Raw genomic sequence first — 23,160 nt, 5'->3', positions numbered from 1 at the left:
CACGTTAAATATGAAAAAATTATCTTGGATCTTTGGAGTGACAGTTGGCTTATTGGGCGTATCGAACGAAGCTTTCGCGCAATTAGATTCAAAAGGGGCAATTGGGGCTCGTTTTGGTTCTGCTCAGGGAATTACCTATAGACATACACTTTCAAATGACCGAGCTTTCGAAGGGCTTTTGAGCATTCAGAGCAACTCAAATTATAGACGTTTTAGAGTCGTTGGATTGTACGAATATTATAGGCCTATATCAGGTGGTTTTAATTGGTATTATGGATTTGGTGGTGGCCTGGGGTCTTATAAGGAAAAAGACAAAACGATTGATGGAAAACGTGTTGAATATGATTCGGAGCTGGCGCTTAGTATTGATGGAATTATAGGGATTGAATATAATATTCCTGAAACTCCTTTCCAGGTTTCTTTGGATGTTAAACCTTATTTTGATTTCTTGCAATCGAGTACTATTAAGCTTATAGATCCAATCGGCTTTTCATTTCGATATAAATTTTAGATATCTTCTAATAAAACAAAAAAGGTCACTTGATAAATCGAGTGACCTTTTTGCATTTTTATGATAACCAGAATTCTGCTAATTGTTTTTGCTCTTCCGATTGTTCTTTGAGGGGTTGTATACGGAATAATTTTTTATTGGCTGCCCGTATCTCAATTTTCAGTTCTTTTATAATACCATCTCTTGCTATTAAAATATCTAATATATCTCCTTCATTGCTATGCTGCATAAAATAGTCATATTCTTTATCTTTGAGGTCGAGTCTGATGCCATTGATGGCTATTAATTCATCACGGACATTTAATCCTCCATCCCAAGCTCCCGAACCTCGTTCTACTGCAGTAACGGTTTGAATCCCATCATTTTTTGATGACTTATTCCAATTCCTAAAGTTTTGCTTTCGGCATTAATGTCTATGATCTCATAACCTACTAGGTTGAAATATGCATTATAGTCAAGTTCACCATTTTCGTGTGCAGCTTTGAAGATATCGGAAACGGATATACCTGTAAATTCTTCTACGAGTCGCTGAAATTCATCTTCTTCAAAACCCCTGTTCTGATCTAAATAGAAATGGTTATATGCTTCTTTTAATACATGATCTAATTTTTTTGTTCCTTTTGAAGCTGCTATAATTTTTAAATCCAGCAACACCGTGAGCATAGCTCCTTTATTATAATAGGATATACTTGAATTAGGTGAGTTTTCATCTTGTCTATAATATTTGATCCAGGCATCAAAGCTTGCTTCTGCGGCTGATTGTATGTGATGTCCAGGACGATTCAGTACTGTTGTGAAATCATTTGCTAGTAGATTCAGGTATTCTAGTTCTGAGAAGAAACCACATCTTTTGATGATCAGGTTATCGTAGTATGAGGTAAAGCCCTCCATAATCCACAGCCCCGTGGTGTAATTTTCCTGATCATAGTTAAATGGTCCCAATGCTTTGGGACGAAGTCGTTTAACATTCCATAAATGGAAATACTCATGGGCAATTAGGCTGAGGTATGTCTTGTACGATCCTTCGTTACTATATGCTGTCCTTGATGCTCCCAGTACGGTCGAATTGAGATGTTCTAATCCTCCGCCTCCGGATTGGTAGTTATGGGTAATGAAGACATATCTTTTATTGGGGTTAGAACCCCAGATGCGGGTTTCTTCTTCGACTATTTTTTTGACATCGGCACTTAATCGTTCTTTGTCATAAGTACCACCACCTACCATGCAAATTCATGCTCTACGTTGGAAGCTTGAATGGTCCAAATATCTTGATTACCGACTTCAAAGGGTGAATCGTAAAGAATATCAAAGTCGGGTGCATAAAAAGTATGCGTATCGATTTGTTCAAGACCCGTTGAAATACTTCTCCAGTTTTCAGCGGGTCTGATGGTAACAGTTACTGGGCTGTCAATGTTACCGTCTATATGTAAAAAGGTTGCAGTCGGTACTATAAAGGCATGCTCGTCATTAATAAAATTAGTACGTACGGATGTTTCAAAACCATAGATATGGTAGTTGATAACAATTGATCTTTTATTTTTGGTAAATATACGCCAAGTATTTTTGCTTATTTTTTCATATCCTACTTGATCTTCAACAGAGAATCGTTCTACTTGTTTAGAATATTCACGTACTAGGTAGGATCCTGGGGACCAAACGGGCATTTTAACATCAATAAAATCAGACTGAATTTCTTTGATGGACATTTTTACGGCTGCGTAATGTGCTTGAGGCTCACTAAAGGAAACATCAAAATGTATTTTTGACGTATAATTACTTTTTTCAATCATTTTAAAGCGTTAAATAACTGATAGCTATACCAGTTCAAAATTTATTTGTGGTATGCAAAAGTACAAGGTTATGAGGGTTATACAAAATTATTTGACGTAATGTTTTGTAATGGTAGGCCATTTTATTTTATGGCTACATCTTTGGTTAATTTAAACTTGAAAATTTTGTATATTTGATACGCTCGATGTAGCATAATCTTATAATTTATGATTTTAGTCGTTGATAGCGGTTCTTCTAAGTCAGACTGGAAATTAGAACTTCCAGATAGTCCACCTTTGTCTTTTTCGACAAATGGGCTTAATCCTTTTTTTGTAAACGATAAAGAAATAACCCGAGTAATTAAAGAAATACCTGAGATAATACCTTATGCGAATGAAATAACGGAACTTTATTTCTATGGCGCAGGTTGTATATCTCCAGATCGTAGGGAAATGGTTTCCAATGCGCTGACTCCTTTGTTTGAAAATGCTTTTATTTCGGTTGAGAACGATCTTGTAGGTAGTGCTTTAGCGACTTGTGGTACTAATAAAGGGTATATTGCCACATTGGGTACTGGCTCTGATATTAGTTTTTTGATGGACAGGAGGTGCAACCCTCTAACCATGGAAATGGATATGTGCTGGGAGATGAGGGATCGGGGGCCTGGTTTGGCAAAAAGTTAATTACATTGTTTCTTTATGGTCGATTGCCAAAGGATCTGTCAGAGAATTTTGCAGAGAATTATCGCATAACAAAGGAGATCGTTATTAAGAATGTGTACCAAAAGGAGAGACCGAATGCTTATTTGGCTTCATTTGCACCATTTTTATCTGCGAATATTACGCATCCGTTTATAGATGAAATTATTCGTTCGGGTTTCGAGGAATATGTACAGACTTGTGTATTAACTTATCAGAATTATCAGGATTACGAGTGTCACTTTGTGGGATCAATTGCTTATTATCTGGATCTGATATTACGTGATGTCTGTAATGGATATAATATTAAAATTGGAAAAATATTGAAATCACCGATCAATGAATTGTTTGATTTTGTGATAGAAAGAGAAAAAAGTTCACTTATTAATTTTTAAAATAACATGATGATTTTATCAACGATTATTGCTTGTTTTTCCATGATATTTGGAAATCCTAGCATTTACGATTATAGTTTTAAAAGTCTCGATGGTAAAGATGTTAAAATGTCGTCTTTTAAAGGGAAGAAAATTTTAATAGTCAATACAGCCTCAAAATGTGGCTTTACTAAACAGTATAAAGATCTGCAAGCATTGTATTCGGAGTATGGAAATGATTTGGTGATCATTGGGTTTCCGGCGAACAATTTTGGGAATCAAGAACCTGGTACGAATGGAGATATTCAGGAATTTTGCGAACAAAACTATGGTGTAGAGTTTTTAATGGCAGAGAAGGTTGAAGTAAAAGGTGATCAGATAGATCCTTTATTTAAATACCTGACTTCGCAAGATAATCCGGATTTCAAAGGTGATATCAAGTGGAACTTTGAAAAGTTTCTAATCGATGAGAACGGAAAGCTGATACATCGCTATCGTTCGGCAGTTAATCCACTTGCAGATGAAATTGTCAATTGGGTGAAGAAATAGAAATTGAGAAACCAGGAAGTAAATATTCTTGGTTTTTTTGTGAAATAAGATTGTAAAAAGAAAGTCCACCTTGGGAGGGTGGACTTTAACTAACCAATTATAAACCTAAATTATGAAAAGTATTTTGTAGCTATTACTAGCTGTTATTATCTTGTTATTATAGTTATACAAAGGTAATGCCAAAATATGCCATCATATATTAAGTAAATGTTAATAATTTGTTAAATTATAGTAACATCTCCTGCATCTTGCTTCGTAAGCTTCTTTTTCACCCAAAAGGACTGTTTTTGTATCTGTAGAAGTCCTGAAAGAGTAATTTGCTGGCGCTCCGCATTGCATGCATACGGCATGTACTTTTGTTACATGTTCGGCAATTGCCATTATATGGGGTATAGGACCGAAAGGTTGTGCTTTAAAATCCATATCTAGACCTGCAACTATGACACGAATTCCTTTATTTGCCAAATTGACACATACCTCTGTCAAACCTTCATCAAAAAATTGCGCTTCATCTATACCGACAACCTGAGTATCATTGCTCAGCAATAAAATAGAAGAGGAGTGTTCAACAGGGGTAGATGGTATACTGTTGCTGTCGTGCGAAACAACTAAGCGATCATCATATCTTTTGTCTACTGCTGGTTTGAAAATTTCGACATGGAGTTTAGCATATTGTGCCCGTTTTAGTCTACGGATGAGTTCTTCGGTCTTACCGGAAAACATCGAACCGCATATCACTTCGATACTCCCGTATGCTGGGCCCCTTTGTGTGAAATTATGTTCAGAAAAAAGCATTTAAATGAATTAAAATCAATAAATTGAATATTACTTTCAATCAGTATTAAATCTGATTTTTTAAATAAAATAATACTACTTAAGTCCTGCTAATATCAGAATTTAATATTAAATTTGAGTCTATAAAAGCTACAATACTTAACAATAAAGTATAAATCAGTAAGTTGAAAATGAAGTTTTATTCCTTTTGTAAAATTTAGTGTTTTACTGGAATTACGAACAATGAAATGTATTAATTTATGGTTACGAAACAAAATTTATTTGATAAAATAGGAGATTTATTGCAGGAGTTGGAAGCGCAATATCTTGCGCTTTCAAAGGATGGCTTTGAAGATAAGAAAACTGATTTAGCTCTTTTTGAAGCTACCGCACAATATATTGCCGCTCAGATTGGTGTTTTAAAAGCACAGAATCTGTTGGGTATAGCTCAGAAAATGGAAAGAGCTGATGAACCTGCGGCTCCAAAAGTAGTGCATGACCGGATAGAAGAGGAGAAAGTTTCTTTTAATAACTACTTTACACCTCCTTCCAATTTGTTTCAAAGTGTTTCTGAAAAGAAAGAAGAACAACCTAATGTGGTAACGGAGGTGGTAGATGAAACAGCTGATATCAGTTTGAATACACCACAGAAAGAAGTTGCCCCTGTCGAAGATTTAAATTTGAAAGAAGGGCCTGCTAAAGAAGAACTTACTCAAGAGGAGGTCATTCCTGAAGTAGAGAAAGTGACTTTTGACAACAGTATCCTTGAGCCTGTGTCTGCTACTACTCAAGAGGATAAACCACGAGATCGTGTAACTCCAACATATGAAAAAGAGGAGGCAAAGCCTCAACAGGTAGCCGTTAATCCGGTGGAACAAGAGAAGTTAGTTGTTAATGAAGTTATTGAAGAATCAAAACAAATCTTGATTGAAGAAGAGATTCGTCCAGATGTGGAGCAAGAGACTCCTTCAAGACCGTTAACGTTAAATGAAATTATTTCACAACAGAAAAAAGCTGGTGTACAAAACCGGGTTTATGAGATGAACAATGCTTCAGGAAATTCGGGGCAGGTGAAAGATATCAAATCGATCATTAATTTGAATGATAAGCTGCTGTTTATTAAGGATCTCTTTAATGGGTATAGTTTAGCTTACAGTGAAGCTGTTGAATTATTGAACAGATGTAACGATTATGCGGAAGCGGATGCTTTTCTGCAAACGAATTATGCGGTTAAAAATAGATGGGTTGAAAAACCACAATCGGTTGAAAAGCTATATTTATTGATTCGTAAAAGATTTGCATAAAAAAAAGCTGACTTCAAGTCAGCTTTTTTTATTGTAATTGAAACTGTATCCAGGTATTTCCCTCTAAGCCGTAAAAAAAATATTTGGGCTGCAGTATTTCCGCTAATGTTTCTAATTCTAAGCAATAGTCAGCTCCCGGAGTTTTTCCAAATTCCTCCTTATTGATTAAAAAAACTTGATTTAGCTTAACGGCATTACTATGAGACCAGTTTGTGTCAGATAATAGTGCGGGAATTTGTGCTATTGTTAATTCTTCTGAATTGATAATAATAACTTTATCTGCTTCCGAAATGGTGTAAGTAGGTATACCACCTGCTATTTTAATACACTCTTGTAAATAGTCACTGGTATTGATTACGGCAGGGTTGAGGCCATCTAAAAGAATTACTTTAGGGCGATCGCTTGCTGCAATAAATTTCAATTTATGGATGATGATATGAACTTCATCATCCAAAATTTCTAAAAGCTCTGCGGTTTTTTCATCCTTATTTAATAGTCTTCCAATAGACTCTGTATAATTTATAATATCATGACTCGTGACCAAATTACTGGATAGGGTATAGATTTGCTCTAAAATATCCGTTGGCAACTGCGTTTTGTCTACTTCATATTGATTCAGAATAGCTTCAACTAAAATTTCTTGATTGCTTTGCATGATGCAAATTTACAAATGATGATTTGATTTGCGAATTAAATTGAAAGGTTATTTTGTCATCTATGATTTGAATTCAAATGTGTAAATTGCATTATATTTAGAATTGTTCATTTAGATCATATATTATGTTTGATAAATTATTCCAAGCGCAACAAAAAGCACAAGAAATTAAACAAAGATTAGATAATATTTCTGTTTTTGGAGAAGCTGAAGGTGGATTGATAAAAGTAGTTGCAACTGCTAATAAAGAAATTAAAGAAATTACAATTGATCCGATCTTCTTGAGTAATGCGGATAAAGAGGAACTGGAAGAATTGCTTGTCGTGGCTTTAAATAAAGCGATGACCCAAGCTGAAAATGTGAGTCAATCTGAGATGTCTGCTGCTAGTCAGGATATGCTTGGTGGTTTAGGAGGCCTATTTAATCAATAGTTTTATGAAAGCGACATATTACGGACAATCTTGTGTTATGTTCAATTTTGATGGACACGAGGTATTAATGGATCCTTTTATCACTTATAATCCCTTGGCAAAGGGTGTAGACGTTAATGCTCTATTACCAGAATATATTTTTTTAAGTCACGGTCATCAGGATCACGTGGCAGATATGGCACAGATTCAAAAAAATAGCCAAGCAACTGTTGCAGCTATTGTAGAGACTGCAGCATGGGTTAGGAAACAAGGAGTTCCGGATGAAAAAGTAATTGAGTTCAATTTAGGAGGTACTATTGTGACTTCTTTTGGTACTGTGAAGATGGTGTATGCTATGCATACAAATAGCACTCCTGACGGACACTATGGTGGATTTCCTGTTGGTTTCATTCTGCATTCTGGTAACAAGAAAATTTATTTTGCAGGAGATACAGCGCTTACAATGGAAATGAAGCTTTTGGCAGATCTTGAATTGGATTGGGCATTTTTACCTATCGGTGGACATTATACCATGGATGTTGATGATGCGGTAAAGGCGGCAGAATTTATTAATTGTGATAAAATAGTGGGTGTGCATTACGATACATTTCCTCCTATTACCATTGATAAAGGTAATGCTGCTGAAAAATTCGCAAATTATGGTAAGACATTATACTTACCGGCAATTGGTGAATCAATTGAATTATAACAAATAAGGGGGATGGAAATCCCCCCTATTTGTTATATCGTTACCAGATTTTTTAGATCTTCTAAGGTGAATAGTGGTGTTTCTGTCAGCTTGTTTTTGAGAATGGATTCTTTATAATCTTCGTAATGAAATAATCGCCATTCGCCGTTATGATATTCTAAACTGCTTAAGTTTTCAACCCAATCACCTGAGTTCATGTAAGTCACTGTTCCTTTCCGGGTAATGACTTCTTTGATTTGTGGTTGATGGATGTGTCCACAGATCACATAGTCGTAATTTTTTTCAATAGCTAGTTCAGTGGCTGTTTCTTCAAAATCAGAAATGTATTTGACAGCTTTTTTAACACTGTTTTTTATTTTTTTTGATAATGAATATTTCTCACGCCCCATTTTAAGCAAGATCCAATTGATAATATGGTTTAATTGGATCAGTTTATCGTATCCCCAACCGCCTAATTTTGCTAACCATTTTGAATGATGGATGGAGGCATCAAATACGTCACCATGGAATATCCATGCTTTCTTATTGTTAAGGGATAGTAAGAGCTTGTTGGTTAATTTGATATTGCCAAGTTTTAAATCTGCAAATTTTCGGAGCATTTCATCATGATTACCGGTGATGTAATGCACTTCGGTGCCATTGGCACTGAGATCGATTATTTTTTTGATAACATGTAAATGCTCGGATGGGAAATAGCTTTTTTTGAATTGCCAAATATCGATTATATCGCCATTTAAAATCAGCATTTTTGGTGCGATCGACTCTAAATAATAGAGTAACTCTTTTGCGTGACTTCCATGTGTTCCGAGATGAATGTCTGATAATACTACGATATCGAGATTTCTTTTCATAACTTCCGTTTTTCAAAAGACGCATTTTATTATGATCTGTATATAAATGCTTTGTTATGAAATTATTAAAAATATAAAGGGTGAAGATACGATCTTCACCCTTTATATTTTTAATACTAAAATAGCTTGAAACTATTTTGACGCTCTATTGATGTGGAATTGAACTAAATCATCGATAGGGGAACGTAATATTTTGCCAACTTTCATGCCGTACTGTACTGCTTTTTCCTCCAAAACATTACGGAAATTATAGCCTACAGAACCGATGCAGTTGAATGTATATTCTTGGTAGTTTGGATATTTACTAACTAAGTTTTTGAAAAATGCTTCGAAAGCATCATCTACAATAGCACGTGTATATTCAATATTCACATTGTTGTCGTAAACAAATTTGCTGAAACTTGCGCAGAAACGGTTCGCTAATGGCTTTGTGTAAACGGTATCCATGATTTCATCTGGAGTGATCTTGTAAGTGTCGTAAAATACTTTACGAACATCTTGAGGCATTAAATCACGGATGTAATCTGTTAATAATTTTTTACCGATATAACTTCCGCTACCTTCATCACCTAAGATGTAAGCACATGAGTCGATGTTATAGGTAATGTCATTTCCATCATAAATACAAGAATTGGTACCCGTTCCTAGAATGGCTGCAAAACCTGATTCAGTACCTAATAAAGCTCTTGCGGCAGCTAATAAATCGTGACCAACCTCAACTTGAGCTTGTTGGAAAACTTCTTGGATAGCTTTAATAACGATTTCTGCTTTTTCTTTATTATGAACGCCTGCACCGTAATAGTTAACCTCTTTAATTTCATCAAAAGGTAAATCATTTGGTAAGCCTTTTCTTAAAGAGTTAACGATGTATTCGCTATCTACAAAATATGGGTTATACCCTTCTGTATTGAAGTAAATTTTTTTGTTTGAATCATCCAACAAACACCAGTTTGTTTTCGTTGACCCGCCGTCAGCAATAATAATCATTATTGAGTAGTTTTAATTGAGTTTTTTCGTTTTAAAATTGGATCATTTGAATCCGATTTTCGAAAATACATTTTTTTATTTATAATTTATGTATGATCAAAGCACTAAAATGAAAAATTATTTCATTTACTTTATAGCAATTTGAAAAAAAAGGCCTTAAAATTGTATTTAAGGCCTTTTTTTTAAGATGCTATTAAATTGATTTAATAGTGTATTTTTTACAATTAGTTAGCTTTGTCAATAAGCTTAATGTGATCCCTCTGCTTCGACATCATCAATATTAATTCCTTGTTTTTTGAGTACTGATTTTACTGCTATTGCAAAGAATACAATGTAGGCAAAACCTAACAATGGAAGTAGGTAAGAGTTGTGGATACCTATGATATCAGCTAATTTTCCTTGGATAGGGGGAATAACACCACCACCTAAGATCATCATGACTAAGAATGCTGATCCTTGTGCTGTATATTTTCCAAGTCCTACGATTGAAAGGCTGAAGATTGATGACCACATGATAGAACAAGCTAATCCTCCTGCTAAGAAAGAGTAAATAGCTACTGTACCTGAAGATAATAAACCAACAGTCATAGCGATAATTCCGAATAGACCGAAAACGATTAATGTTCTCGCAGGTTTTTCTTTACTTAGGTAAAATGCTCCGATTTGTATAAGTATACAAACAACATAATAGTATAGGTGTGACATTTCAAAGCCCGCCATTGCATTAACGCCGATAATAATAGAAAATGCGACAAGTGGAACAATGATAAGTAATATGTTTTTAGTTGTTTTAGTTAGGTTAAACGCTGTAATCGCTCCAGCCCAACGACCAATCATCATACTACCCCAATACATAGAAACGTAAGGCGTAATTTGCGATGATTGTAGCTTCCAAATTCTTTTAATGTAAGTAGTTCGCCTAAGTTACTTCCTATGGCTACTTCAACTCCAACGTATAAAAATAGGGCAATCATACCCAATACTAATTGAGGGTATCTCATAGCTCCCCATCCTTCTGGGTTTTTCTGCGCTTTTACATTTGCAAAAATCAATCCACCAACAACAACAATCAGTGCACCTGCTAACCACAGCATACGTTGTATTTCAAGTGGGTGAGCAATCTCTTTAATCTGAAGTTTTAATTGCTCAATACTTGCTGGATCAACTAAAGATTTTAATTGCGCCTGTAATTGATCTACCTGAATTGCTACTTCACTTTTGTAACTTAAAAATACAGGAGCGAACATGGCAAAAAGCAAGATGGTCATGATAACCAAAGTATTAAGGGCTTTATTAGCTTTTTCCATGGGTTCATTGCTTATTCCTGCAGGCACCTTTACTGAAGTAAAACAAACTTGCTGCTAGTAGGAACAATAAACCAACACCTATATATAGGAAAACGACTTTGTCTAAAGGTAAATTAGCAATTTCGGAATCGGATATTTTCTCAAATGTTCCGAATAACGCAAAACCGATAACTAAGGGTCCTATTGTTGTTCCGAAAGAATTGATACCACCGCCTAAATTGACACGTGAAGCACCAGTTTTGGGATCTCCTAATAAAACTGCAAATGGATTTGCAGCGGTCTGTTGTAATGAAAAACCTAAGGCAACGGTGAAAAGTCCAAGTAACATACCGATGTATACATTTACTTCTACTGCCACGATCATTGCTCCGGCACCTAATGCTGAGAATAATAGACCATAGACAATACTTTTTTATAGCCCCATTTACCAACTAAATCTTTTCCTGAAAATGTGCTGAAAATAAAAAGTAATAATGCCCCAAGATAATAAGCGGTGTAAAATGCAAAATCAATCAATTGTGACTGAAATTGGTCTAAGTGAAAGTAGTTTTTACAAAAGGGAATAAATACGCTATTTCCTGCTGCAATAAAACCCCAAAAGAAAAATACAATTATTAATGTATATAAGGCGGGATAATTTGTTTTAATGAGTTTATTTTCCATCTAAATCGTTTGCTTTGTTTTTTTGCACCGCTAACTTACAAAAAATATATCATATTTAAATATAATATTGTTGTTAATAACTACGTTTGATTTTTTAGTAAAACGTTTTAACAAGATATGATTTGTTATAAGTATGTTTTTTTTACAAATAATTTTGAATTGTCAGATTTGTTTTTTTTCTTTGTGCAGGTTCTCATAATTTATTCCGCTTCAGGTATAGAAGAAATCACTTAGTTCTTAAATCCCTTTGTTTGTTAATCAAAATGATTAATGGAGTGTAATAAATTCATTTTAAAATAAAATCCTAATATATCATAATAAAAATTTAATGGATATTAATGAATTAAATGCAAAACTCGTGTCTGAATTACGCGAAATTGCAAAATTAATAGGTATCGGTGACGCTGATAAGCTTAGAAAGCAAGAGTTAATTGAAAAAATAATCAGCACTGGTGATGAGTCCGAAAATACTTCTGAAAAAAAGGAAGAAAATCATGATGAGTCAACGGAGAGACCTCGAAAAAGAATAAGAACCGCAAAAGCGTCTGAGCCGGTTACTATCCGTAAAAAAGAAAATGAAGAAACAGATTCAGCTAGCGAAGTAGCAATCTCAGAATCTGAAGAAAATATAAAAGCAGCTCCAGCAATTAAGTCAGCACCTCCAAAAGTAGAAACAGCTTCATCAAATGCAGATTTTGACAATGTTATTGTCAATGAAGGTGTGTTGGAAATTATGCCTGATGGATATGGTTTTTTACGTTCTTCTGACTATAATTATCTTACATCTCCAGATGATATTTACGTTTCTCAGTCGCAAATCAAATTATTTGGTTTGAAAACTGGTGATACAGTCAGAGGTAGCATTAGACCTCCAAAAGAAGGTGAGAAATATTTTCCATTGGTACGTGTAGAAGCGATCAATGGTCAAAATCCTGCTGAAATTCGTGACCGAGTTCCTTTTGATTTCTTAACGCCATTATTCCCTAATGAACGTTTGAATTTGGATTTGGGTACAAGCAACTATTCGACTCGTATCATGGATTTGTTTACTCCTATAGGTAAAGGACAACGTGGTCTTATTGTAGCTCAACCTAAAACAGGTAAAACCAATTTGTTGAAAGAGGTTGCAAATGCTATCGCTAAAAACCATCCTGAAGTTTATTTGATTATCTTATTAATCGATGAGAGACCTGAGGAGGTGACGGATATGGCAAGAAGTGTACGTGCTGAAGTGGTTTCATCTACTTTTGATGAACCTGCAGAGCGTCATGTAAAAATCGCAAATATTGTTTTAGAGAAAGCAAAACGTATGGTCGAGTGTGGTCATGATGTCGTGATCTTGCTAGATTCAATTACACGTTTGGCTCGTGCTTATAATACAGTTGCCCCTGCATCTGGTAAAATATTATCGGGTGGTGTGGATGCAAATGCTTTACATAAACCAAAACGTTTCTTCGGTGCTGCCCGTAATATCGAGCACGGAGGTTCTTTAACTATTTTAGCAACAGCTCTTACAGAGACTGGTTCTAAAATGGATGAGGTTATTTTTGAAGAGTTTAAAGGTACTGGTAACATGGAGTTACAGTTGGATCGTAAATTGGCGAACAAACGTATTTTCCCTGCTATCGATTTAACAGCTTCAAGTACGCGTCGTGATGATTTATTAATGGATAAAGAATCGATTCGTCGTCTTTGGATATTACGCAATCACTTGGCGGATATGAATTCTAATGAGGCAATGGAGTTTTTATTAGCGCAAATGCGTGGTACTAAGTCTAATGAAGAGTTTTTGATTAGCATGAATGGGTAATTCCATTTGATTTTAATAATTTAGCCATCATTTATAAAAAATGATGGCTTTTTATTTATATTGAAAATATGAAAAAACATATTCCTAATACCATAACCTGTTTGAATCTATTTAGTGGATGTATCGGGGTGTTAATGGCACTTAAAGGTGATTATATGACAACAGCTTATTGTGTATTGGCTTCTGGTATATTTGATTTCTTCGATGGTATGGTAGCACGGCTTTTACATGTCAAATCCAACATCGGTAAGGAATTAGATTCACTGGCTGATATGGTTAGTTTTGGTTTCTTGCCAGGTGCTATCCTTTATATGTTATTGTCTGAGGTTTTTATTGAGCAACTCTTGTTTGCTTATTTAGGTTTTGTGGTAACCGTGTTTTCAGCGCTTCGATTGGCAAAATTTAATCTGGATGAACGCCAAACGACTGATTTTATAGGGTTAAATACACCTATGAATACTTTTTATGTCTTATCACTGCCTTTTATTGCTGAAAAATATCCAGATATTATATTAAATACCTTTTTTCTCTTGATCAGCACTGCACTAACAAGTTTTTTATTGGTTAGTGAGATTAGATTGTTTTCTATGAAGCTATCGTCATTGGCTTGGTCTGAAAATAAATATAAATTTATTTTTGTGATTTTAGCGGTTGTCTTATTTGCTGTTTTGCAATTCGTGGCATTGCCAATTATTTTATTAAGCTATATCTTGCTTTCACTGTTACATTTTCAACGTTTGAAATAAAGATTAAATCGATTTTTCATACTGCTCTAATTCTGTAAATAATTCATCGAATTGTATTTTTAATAGGGAGCATTCCGATTCAATGTGATTGATGTCAGCGGTTTCTTTTGCTAATGATTCTATAAGCTGCAGTTGCTCTTTTAAATGTGGTGCTCCAATGTATTCCATAGTAGGTTTGATATGGTGTGCCGCATTATTAATCTCTTGATAGTCTTTCGCTGTTATTGCTGCTGTTAATTTTTCAAAATCTAAAGGAGTTTGTGTTCGGTAAAGGGCGATAAACTCTTTTATCATGTCCTCATTATTAAACATACTTTGCTTGATAATATCTGGTTTTATGTGTTTATACATTTTTTTGTAGATGTTTACGTCTAAGGGATCTGTGCATATTGCTAAGAGTTCCTTATTACTCTTTTTTAAAATCGGGTGTATATATTCTGGAGCGATCTGGACTAATGGGATTAGTGTAAATTTACGATCCTGTATATAGGGATGTGGAATTTGGAGGTTAGGCAAGTTAATCTGCTCATTTTCGTAATATAAAATGTCAATATCGATCACACGTGCTCCCCATTTTTCTGAACGAACTCTCCCTAATTGATTTTCTATACTTTGACAGATTTCAAGCGCCTCTATTGGGTTAAGAAATGTTTTGACTTCAATTACTTGGTTTAAGAAATTGGGTTGATCTTCTACCCCCCAAGCTTCGGTTTCGACAATAGCTGAAACTTTTGCAATGTTGCCCAAGGAATCCTCCAGAGCGCTTAATGCGCTGTTTAATTGCATTAAACGATCACCCAGGTTTGCTCCTAATAAAATGTAGATGCTTTTCACCTTATAAATATAGAATTTTAGTTAATTAAATAAAAGATTTAAAAATTTATTTGTAACATTTGTACTAAATTGGCAACTAATAAATCAATTGAACTTTAGATTATTCATTTTATGAAATCATTTTTTAAGTATGTACTTGCTACTGTCACGGGAATTGTGATATCATCGGTAGTTTTATTTATTATAATGTTAGGTATTATCGGCGCGTTAGTAACTTCTGCATCTTCGGAAAAAGAAGTAATGGTTAAGGATAATTCAATATTGTATCTTTCTTTTAATCATGAGATTACAGAGCGTTCCATAGATAATCCTTTTGGTTCCTTGGATATTCCTGGTTATAATTTGAAAAATCTTGGTCTTGATGATATTCTGTTGAGAATAAGAACAGCTAAAGAAGATAGTAAGATTAAAGGGATCTTTATGGATGCAAGTACAATTGCTACTGGATTTGCTAGTCTTAAAGAGATTAGAGATGCTTTGTTAGACTTTAAGTCATCGGGTAAATTTATTGTGGCTTACAACGAGGGTTATTCTCAAAAAGCTTATTATGTCGCTAGTGTTGCAGATAAGGTGTATGTGAATCCAGAAGGAACTGTTGATTTTAAAGGATTGGCAAGCTCCACCATGTTTATGAAAGATGCTTTTGATAAATTTGGTGTGGATATGCAGGTTGTAAAAGTGGGAACTTTTAAAAGTGCTGTTGAACCTTATTTCTTAAACCAAATGAGTGAGGCGAACCGTTTACAGGTTAATTCTTATTTGGGAAGTATCTATGATTCATTTATTCAGGAAATTTCAACTTCAAGAAAAATGTCTGCCGACTCATTAAGGAGTATAGCTACAGATTATTTGGTTCGTAACGCTGATGATGCTGTAAGGTATAAATTGGCTGATGCTAAATTGTATAAAGATGAGCTGATTTTAGAATTAAAGAAAAGATTGAACGTAGCAACAAAAGATGATCTCTCTGTTGTATCCCTAATTGACTATAAATCGAAGATGCCGAGTGGTTCTGAATCTAATCAGGTTGCTGTTTTGTATGCTGAAGGTGCTATTGTAGGAGGAGAGGGGACTAAAGGTGAGATTGGATCCGATAAAATTTCACGTGAGCTACGTTTGTTAAGACAAGATGATAATGTGAAAGCAGTTGTTTTCCGTGTTAATTCTCCTGGAGGTTCTGCTTTAGCATCTGATGTTATATGGAGAGAGGTTGAGTTGACAAAGCAAGTAAAACCGATCATAGTTTCTATGGGGGATTATGCGGCTTCGGGCGGTTACTATATTTCGGCGGCAGCAGATTCAATCTTTGCTGAGAATAATACGATTACAGGTTCAATCGGGGTGTTTGGGGTTATTCCAAATTTTAAGAATTTATTGAATAATAAAATAGGTGTTCATTTTGATGGTGTGAAAACTGGTAAATTCTCTGATTTAGGTATGGTTCCGGATCGTCCTTTAACTGCTGAAGAACGCGATATCATCCAGATGGAGGTTAATCGTGTTTATCAAACGTTTATGAAGCGTGTGTCTGATGGTCGTAAAATAACGGTTGCTCAGGTTGATACTATTGGTCAAGGCCGTGTGTGGACTGGTAAACAGGCTGTAGAGATTGGATTGGTAGATCGTATAGGTGGTATTGATGATGCTATTAAAGCAGCAGCAAAGAAAGCAAAAATAGGACAATATGCAGTTAAGCAATATCCTGCCAAAGAGGATGCAATTTCAACTTTTTTAAATTCGTCTAAGGAAAAGGTTCAAATATGGATGGCACAACAGCAAATGGGAGAATTCTATAATTACTTTGATGTGATCAAAAAGTTTCTGGACAATCTGGTATTATGGCGAAATTGCCGTATTCGATTGAAATACATTAATTATTTTTCATTTTATCAAAAAAAGCCTTTTATTATTCGGATAGTAAAAGGCTTTTTTTATATTTAGCTGTCCATTTGAATAGGTGGGTAAATACTTCATAATAAATAATAGAGATGAAAACAGTTGACAACTTAAACTTCGCTGACAAAAAAGCGCTAATACGTGTAGATTTTAATGTTCCTTTGGATGACAATTTTAATATTACAGATGATAATAGAATTCAAGGTGCGACACCCACGATTAAAAAAATATTAAATGATGGTGGATCTGTTATCTTGATGTCACACTTAGGTAGACCAAAAGATGGGCCTACAGATAAATATTCACTAAAGCACATTGTTTCACATTTATCTGGAGTGTTAGGGGTTGATGTTCAGTTTGCTGCTGATTGTATTGGTGAAGATGCGGTTGAAAAAGCAAAAAATTTGAAACCAGGTCAAGTTTTACTTTTGGAGAATCTTCGTTTTTACAAAGAGGAAGAAAAAGGTGATGTTGCATTTGCAGAGAAATTATCAAAATTGGGTGATGTGTATGTCAATGATGCTTTTGGTACAGCTCACCGTGCTCATGCTTCTACTGCTGTTATTGCTCAATTTTTCCCTGATGCGAAATATTTTGGGTATTTAATGGCTGCAGAAATTGGTAATGCAGAAAAAGTGTTGAATAAGGCTGAACGTCCATTTACTGCTATCATGGGAGGGGCGAAGGTTTCTGATAAATTAGAATTAATCGAAGCTTTATTGGATCGTGTTGATAACCTGATTATAGGCGGAGGTATGGCTTATACTTTTATTAAAGCTCGTGGTGGAGAGATCGGTAAGTCATTAGTTGAGTTAGATAAGTTGGACTTGGCAACGGAATTGGTTAAGAAAGCAGCGGCAAAAGGCGTTAACCTGGTATTACCGACTGATGCTCAAATTGCGGATAAATTTTCAAATGATGCAACTGTTTATGATGGACCAAATGATCAGATCCCTGCGGAATTGGAAGGATTGGATATTGGTAAAGAATCTGGAGAAGCGTTTGCAAAAATAATTGAATCGTCTAAAACTATTCTTTGGAATGGTCCTATGGGGGTTTTTGAATTTGATACCTTTGCTAAAGGTACAAAAGCTGTTGCCGATGCGGTGGTCAATGCAACTGAAAAAGGTGCATTTTCATTGATCGGTGGTGGTGATTCTGCAGCTGCAGTTTCTAAATTTGGCATGACTGAACAGGTAAGTTATGTATCCACTGGTGGCGGTGCTTTGTTAGAATATATGGAAGGTAAAGTTTTACCTGGAGTAAAGGCTATTGAAGGGTAATAACTTTGAAATATAAAACAGGAAAAGGCATCGTTAGATGCCTTTTCCTGTTTTAAGATTTTAGTAGGTATAATTTAAACTAACGGTTGGTACAACTCTTTGTGTAGCGGTAATATCGTTGATATAAGTGAGTTTAAGAGCGGCTTCAAAATTGGGTAATGGGTATCTGAAAGCATTAAAATCTGCTGATACAGAAAGACCGAAGTTTTTGGACTCATGTCGGACTGGTGATGGATATTTTGATAGTCGGCAAATACCCCTCCCTTAATTCGTTTGATGTACGTTATGCCTCCAACTGCCCAATCTGGATAGCTGATCGGGAATCTGTAGTTTAGTAATAAGGTGTTTTTAATTTTCTCGTACTTATAGTACCCGTAGCCGCTAATTGTTGGTATATCGTTGCTGTATTGATAGCGGCCTGATGCTTTTTGATAACTAAATCTAATTTGAAATCCATGATTACTGACAAATCCAGGAATATAGAATCCACTTCGAATGGAGAAAAGATTTCCTTCTTGATCTTCGAATGGAAGGTGGCGATAAGTCATACTAAAGTTTTGTCCCCATCGAGGTGTGATATCCATTTTTGACATCATGGCGTTTCTATTCCAATAAATTTGATAAGTTAACGGGAACAATACCTTTGAGTCGAAGTTTTTAAGGTTTTTAATACTTGTGTTGTATCGTTGAAGGTATGATGTCGCAAAATTGAAACCTAAGCTATAGACATAATTGCTTTTATAGTAAGCCAATGGAATGGAGATCTGACCACTTATATCATGCTCTCTCCAATCGAAATTGATCGTGCTATCAGATTTACTATTGATTTTTGCTGTTCCTATCTGTCCTTTGTTTTCATATTTAAGTGTGAATTTGGGAAAATATTTATTGTAATTTAAGGTTGCAGAGTAAATAGATTTTTTAATATCGGTATCGTATTCGTAACCGAGTACAAATTGTGTTGTATTTAGAATATTGTTGGAAAGCCAGAATACACCTGGTTTGAAGTTGTCTAAGCTTTCGAAATTGGTGTTGCTAAGGGAAAGGCTGTGAAAATTAAATGTTCTAGATAGGCCTTTATAAGGACTTACATTGTAATCTGAAACACTTTCTGTGATGCTATCAATTTTGTTTTTTAAATTGTTACTAATAGTTTTTATGCTATATGAGTTCTTAAGAACTGTATCGGTGTCATTAAATGTTATTTTGGATATTTTATATCCATTGTACTGGTAATTATTAAAGAGAATTTCTTTTTTATTGACATCATAAGAGGGGTTGAAAGCTCCGAAAGTGGTATTTGTAAGCTTCGTTAATGCTTTTGATAGTTTATTATATTGATATAAATTATCGACACCTGAATATTGTGCTTTAAACAGAAAAAGTTGATCGTTTATGTATTGCGGTCTTTCAAATTGTTCATTGCTCCAGTCCTGAAGAAAAGTAATTTGGGAGGATTCTAATTCGATTTCTACTAAGTTTGTGCCTTTGTTTGAAATAGCAATAGCTACTATTTTTGAGCCCTCTTCATTAAATGAAGGCTGTTGAAGATAAATATCGGAAGCTATCGGAATTCTTTTTAATATTTTTTTGGTTTTAATATCGAGCAATAGAATTGCTGTCTGATTACTTAAATCCACTTCAATTGTCAGTATTTCTGCTTTGGATGGGTGTAGTATGGGATAGAAATAGCGACTTTTAAAACTAATCTGCTCTCGCTTTTTTGTTTCTAAATGGTAAAGGTTGATTACATTGTAGGATCTTTTGGTGTATCGGATATCTCTTTTAACTTCATCCCATACAATCATATTATTTCTGAAATCATAGTTTGGGACGATTTGATTTCCCAATTTTAACAATGATTCTATTTTATTGTTGTTATCTATTTTAACAATTTCAGCTGTTTTTTCTGGGGTCTGTAAAATAGATAGGGTGCTATTGTCGTGATTGTTTTTAGGCAATAACCAATCCTGGTAGTTTTTACTGGATGTTGGTTCAATTATCGGGTAGGATATCGTTGGTCTTTCATGTTCTTCTTTTTTCCATTTAATATTCAGATCATCCATCGTATGTGCAAATAGACTCGTATTATTAAATCCAGTTGTTTTTTTTAGCGACCGACTAAAATTGTAGGGCATCAATATATTTTTGTTGATGTTTTGATACAGTTCGGGTTCAAAGTTCTCCTTTACGTTTTGTTTTAAATAATTGGTCATGAAATAACCAATGGTATAATAGCTCGGTATTTTATCACGATAAGAACCTAATAAATATTTCTCGAATTTATATTTTTTATCAGTTCTTTCATTAGCTTTTAGCGTCATTTCAAAAGAGGGGAGTCGACCTCTTCCTCCTTTGGAATAAAATGTTTCTGCCCAGACTGCATCACCTTCAAAATACCAGGAAGGCAACGTTAGACCGTATATAGCAAGGGCAAGCTGTTCTAAGAACGGTGCCTTTAATTTTCCGGTCAATTTATCAAATTGAGCAACGTGTCTAAGTTCGTGCAATGCTAGATTGGAGAGCCATTCCTGATTATCTGGTTCAGGGGTTGGACTGCTGTACAGCTCCGATTTGCGTGGAGCGAGTTGGACAAAACCATTAGGACGAAGTTCGGTGTTTTGAAGAATTAAAGAAATTTTACGCGGTTTTACTTGTAAGTCTTTATGATTTATTTTTAAATACTGTGTAATTTGACTGGCAAGCGTTGAAGCCTTTTTTTTCATTTCGACCGGAAAGATCAGTTTAAATTCTTTAGTGTCAATCTGATGCCATTTTTGCGATGGAGGTGCCTGACTGTCTTCAAAGATTTGGCAAATACCTTTATGAAAAGTTAAAATCGATAGTATGAAGGAGAGTAGGTAGATTTTCATGTACTTAAGTTGCTGTTGCTAATTATTTTAGATCGATGGTTGTTTTTTTAACTTTCGAATAACTATATAGCTTGATCGTTAGGTGTTTATGTTTTGTAATTCGTTTAAATGTATTCAATAATTTGCAAATTAAATATAGGTTTTTTATTTCAATTTACTGAGTTACTTGTTCTTTATGTTGTAATGAATTGATAGTTAGTGTTGTTGTTATTTTCTTTGATTTAGATTGTCTTATTTGGAGATTTTATGAATTGGATTTAAGAAAAATAAGATCTAACTTTTTATAGATGACTGTTTTTCAGAAGGTTGTTTTTGTAGATTATTGTTGGAGACACTATCATTTATTTTTCTATAGATTAGGTGTATCGATTATGATCACGATCTTTATTTTATGATCTAATACTGCATTAGAATATGTTTTTTATTGTTTTATAACCTATTGAAAATTTCTATTTTCAATAGGTTATAAATAAATTCTTATATTATTTTTAAAAAGACGATTTTTGCATAAAATTTTAAATACACCGATGTAGCATATTAGTAAAGAAAGGGAATTATGGAAGAATTGGAAATGCAGGTAGAACAAATCGAACAGTTCATTGAGTCGAAGGATAATGAGGGGTTACAAGCATATTTAAATGAGCTAAATATTTCGGATGTAGAGGCGTTGATCGATGAGCTACCCGAATATGGCCACATATTCATCGAAACATTAAATTTGAACCGTGCGGTTAATGTATTTCGTATTTTAGATTTCCCTACGCAAGAGCGTATTTTTAAGAAGCTTTCAGGTGCAAAAATTAGTGAATTAATTAATGAGATGCCTCCGGATGACCGGACATCATTTTTCAGTGAACTGAAGGATGGTGATGTCGTAAAACAATTGATTATTTTACTGCCACCTCAGGATCGTAAAGAAGCTCTTTCTTTATTAGGTTATCCTGAAGATAGTGTGGGGCGTCTGATGACCCCAGACTATATCACTGTAAAACCACATTGGAATATCATCGAATTCTTGAGCATATTCGCCGTTATGGTAAAAATTCGGAAACAATTGATGTGTTATATGTCATTGATGCCGCAGGTAAATTAATAGATGATATTCGTATTAAAGATGTGTTAATGGCAGATCCAAATGTTGTTGTTGGTGATCTTATTGACAATAGGCTTATTTCTCTACATGCGAATGACCCACAAGAAGAGGCTGTGAATATTTTCCGGATGAATAATCGAGTTGCTTTACCTGTTGTTGATGAGCAGGGAATAATGTTAGGTATTGTTACGATCGATGATATTCTTTGGGTGGCAAATGAAGAGTATACGGAGGATATGCAACGATTTGGGGGAACTGAAGCTTTAGATGAACCATATTTGGATGTGTCGATTGTTAATTTAGTTAAAAAACGTTCTGGGTGGTTAGTGGTCTTATTTTTCGGTCAACTGTTAACTGCGACAGTCATTGAGCATTTTGAACATCAATTGGCGAGTGCTATCATGCTCTTCGCATTGATGCCACTGATCATATCGAGCGGTGGTAACAGTGGCTCACAAGCATCTACCTTGATCATTCAAGCCATGGCATTGGGAGAGATTACGATAGGGGACTGGTGGCGTGTTATGAAGAGGGAGATCGTTTCTGGTTTTCTGCTTGGTTTAATATTAGGTATTTTAGGTTTCATCAGAATTATGACTTTTCAGGGTTTTTCTGATGCTTATGGTGAACATTGGGTTTTAGTGGGGCTTGTGGTTGGCTTTTCTTTAGTAGGAGTAGTGCTGTGGGGATCCTTAATGGGATCTATGCTTCCTTTTATTTTAAGAAAGCTTGGTGCTGATCCTGCTAGCTCTTCAGCTCCATTTGTATCGACTTTGGTTGATGTGACCGGCCTATTAATTTACTTCACATTTGCTGTTTTACTCTTGAAGGGTGTTTTGATCTAAATGAGATGAAAATTATTCTTGTTGGAAGCGAGGGAGTTGCAAAAAATGTTTTTAAAAGATTTGTAAGATTGCAATAATCTTCCGATAATTGCATCACCGAAACGGAAATGACGCTTCGGAAAATTAACCGGATTCCTGAATAGCTCAGCTGGTTAGAGCATCTGACTGTTAATCAGAGGGTCGCTGGTTCGAGCCCAGCTTCAGGAGCAAAACGATTT

Annotated in this window: 26 protein-coding genes, 1 tRNA gene and 1 pseudogene; 14 read left to right on the top strand and 14 right to left on the bottom strand. The window is 34.8% G+C overall.

Annotated elements, in window-relative coordinates; all coding sequences use genetic code 11:
• The first annotated feature begins 10 nt into the window (after positions 1 to 10).
• A complete protein-coding gene (locus L950_RS12215; protein ID WP_021188694.1) occupies positions 11 to 511 on the top strand; it encodes a hypothetical protein in 501 nt (166 codons plus the stop codon).
• A 58-nt stretch (positions 512 to 569) separates the two neighbouring features.
• Here L950_RS12215 and L950_RS33090 read toward each other — a convergent pair whose 3' ends face one another.
• The 4 genes and pseudogenes from L950_RS33090 to L950_RS33075 form a co-directional block, all read right to left on the bottom strand.
• Complete coding sequence (locus tag L950_RS33090; protein WP_021188693.1) at positions 570 to 740, bottom strand: hypothetical protein; 171 nt, start codon at positions 738 to 740, stop codon at positions 570 to 572.
• A gap of 12 nt (positions 741 to 752) precedes the next feature.
• Positions 753 to 866, bottom strand: a pseudogene (locus tag L950_RS33085) (PDZ domain-containing protein); the annotation flags it as partial.
• Positions 845 to 1,735, bottom strand: a complete 891-nt coding sequence (locus L950_RS33080; protein WP_231577204.1) for a hypothetical protein — start codon at positions 1,733 to 1,735, stop codon at positions 845 to 847. The gene L950_RS33080 and the pseudogene L950_RS33085, both read right to left, overlap by 22 nt.
• The gene (locus L950_RS33075) at positions 1,729 to 2,301 is read right to left on the bottom strand and encodes a hypothetical protein (protein WP_231577203.1); all 573 of its coding nucleotides are present in this window, start codon (positions 2,299 to 2,301) and stop codon (positions 1,729 to 1,731) included. The genes L950_RS33080 and L950_RS33075 overlap by 7 nt, the downstream gene beginning before the upstream one ends.
• A 207-nt stretch (positions 2,302 to 2,508) precedes the next feature.
• Here L950_RS33075 and L950_RS33070 point away from each other — a divergent pair, with 207 nt between their 5' ends.
• From L950_RS33070 to L950_RS12200, 3 genes are read left to right on the top strand one after another with little or no spacing between them, the layout of a single operon-like run.
• Complete coding sequence (locus L950_RS33070) at positions 2,509 to 2,964, top strand: hypothetical protein (RefSeq protein ID WP_231577202.1); 456 nt, start codon at positions 2,509 to 2,511, stop codon at positions 2,962 to 2,964.
• Positions 2,889 to 3,374, top strand: a complete 486-nt coding sequence (locus tag L950_RS33065; RefSeq protein ID WP_231577201.1) for an N-acetylglucosamine kinase — start codon at positions 2,889 to 2,891, stop codon at positions 3,372 to 3,374. Before L950_RS33070 ends, L950_RS33065 begins: the two co-directional genes overlap by 76 nt.
• A gap of 9 nt (positions 3,375 to 3,383) precedes the next feature.
• Positions 3,384 to 3,902 (top strand): glutathione peroxidase, encoded by a 519-nt coding sequence (locus tag L950_RS12200; RefSeq protein WP_037525543.1) that lies wholly within the window; start codon positions 3,384 to 3,386, stop codon positions 3,900 to 3,902.
• A gap of 210 nt (positions 3,903 to 4,112) precedes the next feature.
• On the opposite strand, the gene L950_RS12195 is transcribed toward L950_RS12200, so the two are convergent.
• Positions 4,113 to 4,697 (bottom strand): thymidine kinase, encoded by a 585-nt coding sequence (locus tag L950_RS12195; protein WP_021188691.1) that lies wholly within the window; start codon positions 4,695 to 4,697, stop codon positions 4,113 to 4,115.
• Between the two features lie 239 nt (positions 4,698 to 4,936).
• On the opposite strand from L950_RS12195, the gene L950_RS12190 reads away from it, so the two are divergent.
• Entirely contained in the window at positions 4,937 to 5,980 is a 1,044-nt protein-coding gene (locus L950_RS12190) for a hypothetical protein (RefSeq protein WP_021188690.1), read from the top strand.
• A gap of 28 nt (positions 5,981 to 6,008) precedes the next feature.
• Here L950_RS12190 and L950_RS12185 read toward each other — a convergent pair whose 3' ends face one another.
• Entirely contained in the window at positions 6,009 to 6,635 is a 627-nt protein-coding gene (locus L950_RS12185) for a hypothetical protein (protein ID WP_021188689.1), read from the bottom strand.
• A 125-nt stretch (positions 6,636 to 6,760) separates the two neighbouring features.
• Between L950_RS12185 and L950_RS12180 the strand changes: the two genes are divergently transcribed.
• Positions 6,761 to 7,066 (top strand): YbaB/EbfC family nucleoid-associated protein, encoded by a 306-nt coding sequence (locus tag L950_RS12180; protein WP_021188688.1) that lies wholly within the window; start codon positions 6,761 to 6,763, stop codon positions 7,064 to 7,066.
• Between the two features lie 4 nt (positions 7,067 to 7,070).
• Entirely contained in the window at positions 7,071 to 7,754 is a 684-nt protein-coding gene (locus tag L950_RS12175; protein WP_031287547.1) for a metal-dependent hydrolase, read from the top strand.
• 32 nt (positions 7,755 to 7,786) lie between these two features.
• Here the strand turns inward: L950_RS12175 and L950_RS12170 are convergent, their stop codons facing one another.
• The 6 genes from L950_RS12170 to L950_RS33045 form a co-directional block, all read right to left on the bottom strand.
• On the bottom strand, positions 7,787 to 8,605 hold the full coding sequence (locus tag L950_RS12170; RefSeq protein WP_021188686.1) for a UDP-2,3-diacylglucosamine diphosphatase: 819 nt from the start codon (positions 8,603 to 8,605) through the stop codon (positions 7,787 to 7,789).
• A 132-nt stretch (positions 8,606 to 8,737) separates the two neighbouring features.
• Positions 8,738 to 9,592 carry an N-acetylglucosamine kinase gene (locus L950_RS12165; RefSeq protein WP_021188685.1) on the bottom strand — a complete coding sequence of 285 codons (855 nt, stop codon included), beginning with the start codon at positions 9,590 to 9,592 and terminating at the stop codon, positions 8,738 to 8,740.
• Between the two features lie 246 nt (positions 9,593 to 9,838).
• The gene (locus L950_RS33060; RefSeq protein WP_231577200.1) at positions 9,839 to 10,447 is read right to left on the bottom strand and encodes a hypothetical protein; all 609 of its coding nucleotides are present in this window, start codon (positions 10,445 to 10,447) and stop codon (positions 9,839 to 9,841) included.
• Positions 10,429 to 10,926 (bottom strand): hypothetical protein, encoded by a 498-nt coding sequence (locus L950_RS33055; RefSeq protein WP_231577198.1) that lies wholly within the window; start codon positions 10,924 to 10,926, stop codon positions 10,429 to 10,431. The genes L950_RS33060 and L950_RS33055 overlap by 19 nt, the downstream gene beginning before the upstream one ends.
• Positions 10,904 to 11,263, bottom strand: a complete 360-nt coding sequence (locus L950_RS33050; RefSeq protein ID WP_231577197.1) for a hypothetical protein — start codon at positions 11,261 to 11,263, stop codon at positions 10,904 to 10,906. Before L950_RS33050 ends, L950_RS33055 begins: the two co-directional genes overlap by 23 nt.
• An 11-nt stretch (positions 11,264 to 11,274) precedes the next feature.
• Entirely contained in the window at positions 11,275 to 11,562 is a 288-nt protein-coding gene (locus L950_RS33045; protein WP_231577195.1) for a hypothetical protein, read from the bottom strand.
• Positions 11,563 to 11,890: 328 nt separating this feature from the next.
• On the opposite strand from L950_RS33045, the gene rho reads away from it, so the two are divergent.
• Together rho and L950_RS12150 are read left to right on the top strand one after the other, a co-directional pair.
• A complete protein-coding gene (gene rho / locus L950_RS12155; RefSeq protein ID WP_021188684.1) occupies positions 11,891 to 13,372 on the top strand; it encodes a transcription termination factor Rho in 1,482 nt (493 codons plus the stop codon).
• 68 nt (positions 13,373 to 13,440) lie between these two features.
• Positions 13,441 to 14,118 (top strand): CDP-alcohol phosphatidyltransferase family protein, encoded by a 678-nt coding sequence (locus L950_RS12150; RefSeq protein WP_031287545.1) that lies wholly within the window; start codon positions 13,441 to 13,443, stop codon positions 14,116 to 14,118.
• Positions 14,119 to 14,121: 3 nt separating this feature from the next.
• Here the strand turns inward: L950_RS12150 and folK are convergent, their stop codons facing one another.
• Positions 14,122 to 14,952: a 2-amino-4-hydroxy-6-hydroxymethyldihydropteridine diphosphokinase gene (gene folK, locus L950_RS33040; RefSeq protein WP_021188682.1), complete on the bottom strand. Its 831-nt coding sequence runs from the start codon at positions 14,950 to 14,952 to the stop codon at positions 14,122 to 14,124.
• A gap of 111 nt (positions 14,953 to 15,063) precedes the next feature.
• On the opposite strand from folK, the gene sppA reads away from it, so the two are divergent.
• Positions 15,064 to 16,893 (top strand): signal peptide peptidase SppA, encoded by a 1,830-nt coding sequence (gene sppA, locus L950_RS12140; protein WP_316930626.1) that lies wholly within the window; start codon positions 15,064 to 15,066, stop codon positions 16,891 to 16,893.
• Between the two features lie 47 nt (positions 16,894 to 16,940).
• Positions 16,941 to 18,131 carry a phosphoglycerate kinase gene (locus L950_RS12135; RefSeq protein WP_021188681.1) on the top strand — a complete coding sequence of 397 codons (1,191 nt, stop codon included), beginning with the start codon at positions 16,941 to 16,943 and terminating at the stop codon, positions 18,129 to 18,131.
• A 74-nt stretch (positions 18,132 to 18,205) separates the two neighbouring features.
• On the opposite strand, the gene L950_RS12130 is transcribed toward L950_RS12135, so the two are convergent.
• Positions 18,206 to 21,004 (bottom strand): hypothetical protein, encoded by a 2,799-nt coding sequence (locus L950_RS12130; protein WP_031287542.1) that lies wholly within the window; start codon positions 21,002 to 21,004, stop codon positions 18,206 to 18,208.
• Between the two features lie 556 nt (positions 21,005 to 21,560).
• Here L950_RS12130 and L950_RS33035 point away from each other — a divergent pair.
• The 3 genes from L950_RS33035 (at position 21,561) to L950_RS12120 (ending at position 23,149) form a co-directional block, all read left to right on the top strand.
• The gene (locus L950_RS33035) at positions 21,561 to 22,097 is read left to right on the top strand and encodes a magnesium transporter MgtE N-terminal domain-containing protein (protein ID WP_231577193.1); all 537 of its coding nucleotides are present in this window, start codon (positions 21,561 to 21,563) and stop codon (positions 22,095 to 22,097) included.
• Positions 22,001 to 22,942, top strand: coding sequence for a magnesium transporter (gene mgtE, locus L950_RS12125; protein WP_231577191.1), 942 nt, complete (start codon positions 22,001 to 22,003; stop codon positions 22,940 to 22,942). Before L950_RS33035 ends, mgtE begins: the two co-directional genes overlap by 97 nt.
• A 133-nt stretch (positions 22,943 to 23,075) precedes the next feature.
• A tRNA-Asn gene (locus L950_RS12120) sits at positions 23,076 to 23,149 on the top strand.
• The last annotated feature ends 11 nt before the right edge of the window (positions 23,150 to 23,160 follow it).

Source organism: Sphingobacterium sp. IITKGP-BTPF85 (assembly GCF_001006065.1).
In the GTDB taxonomy this organism is placed as follows: domain Bacteria; phylum Bacteroidota; class Bacteroidia; order Sphingobacteriales; family Sphingobacteriaceae; genus Sphingobacterium; species Sphingobacterium anhuiense.
Note: the sequence above shows the minus strand (reverse complement) of the source record. Positions and strands in the feature narration are given on the sequence as shown.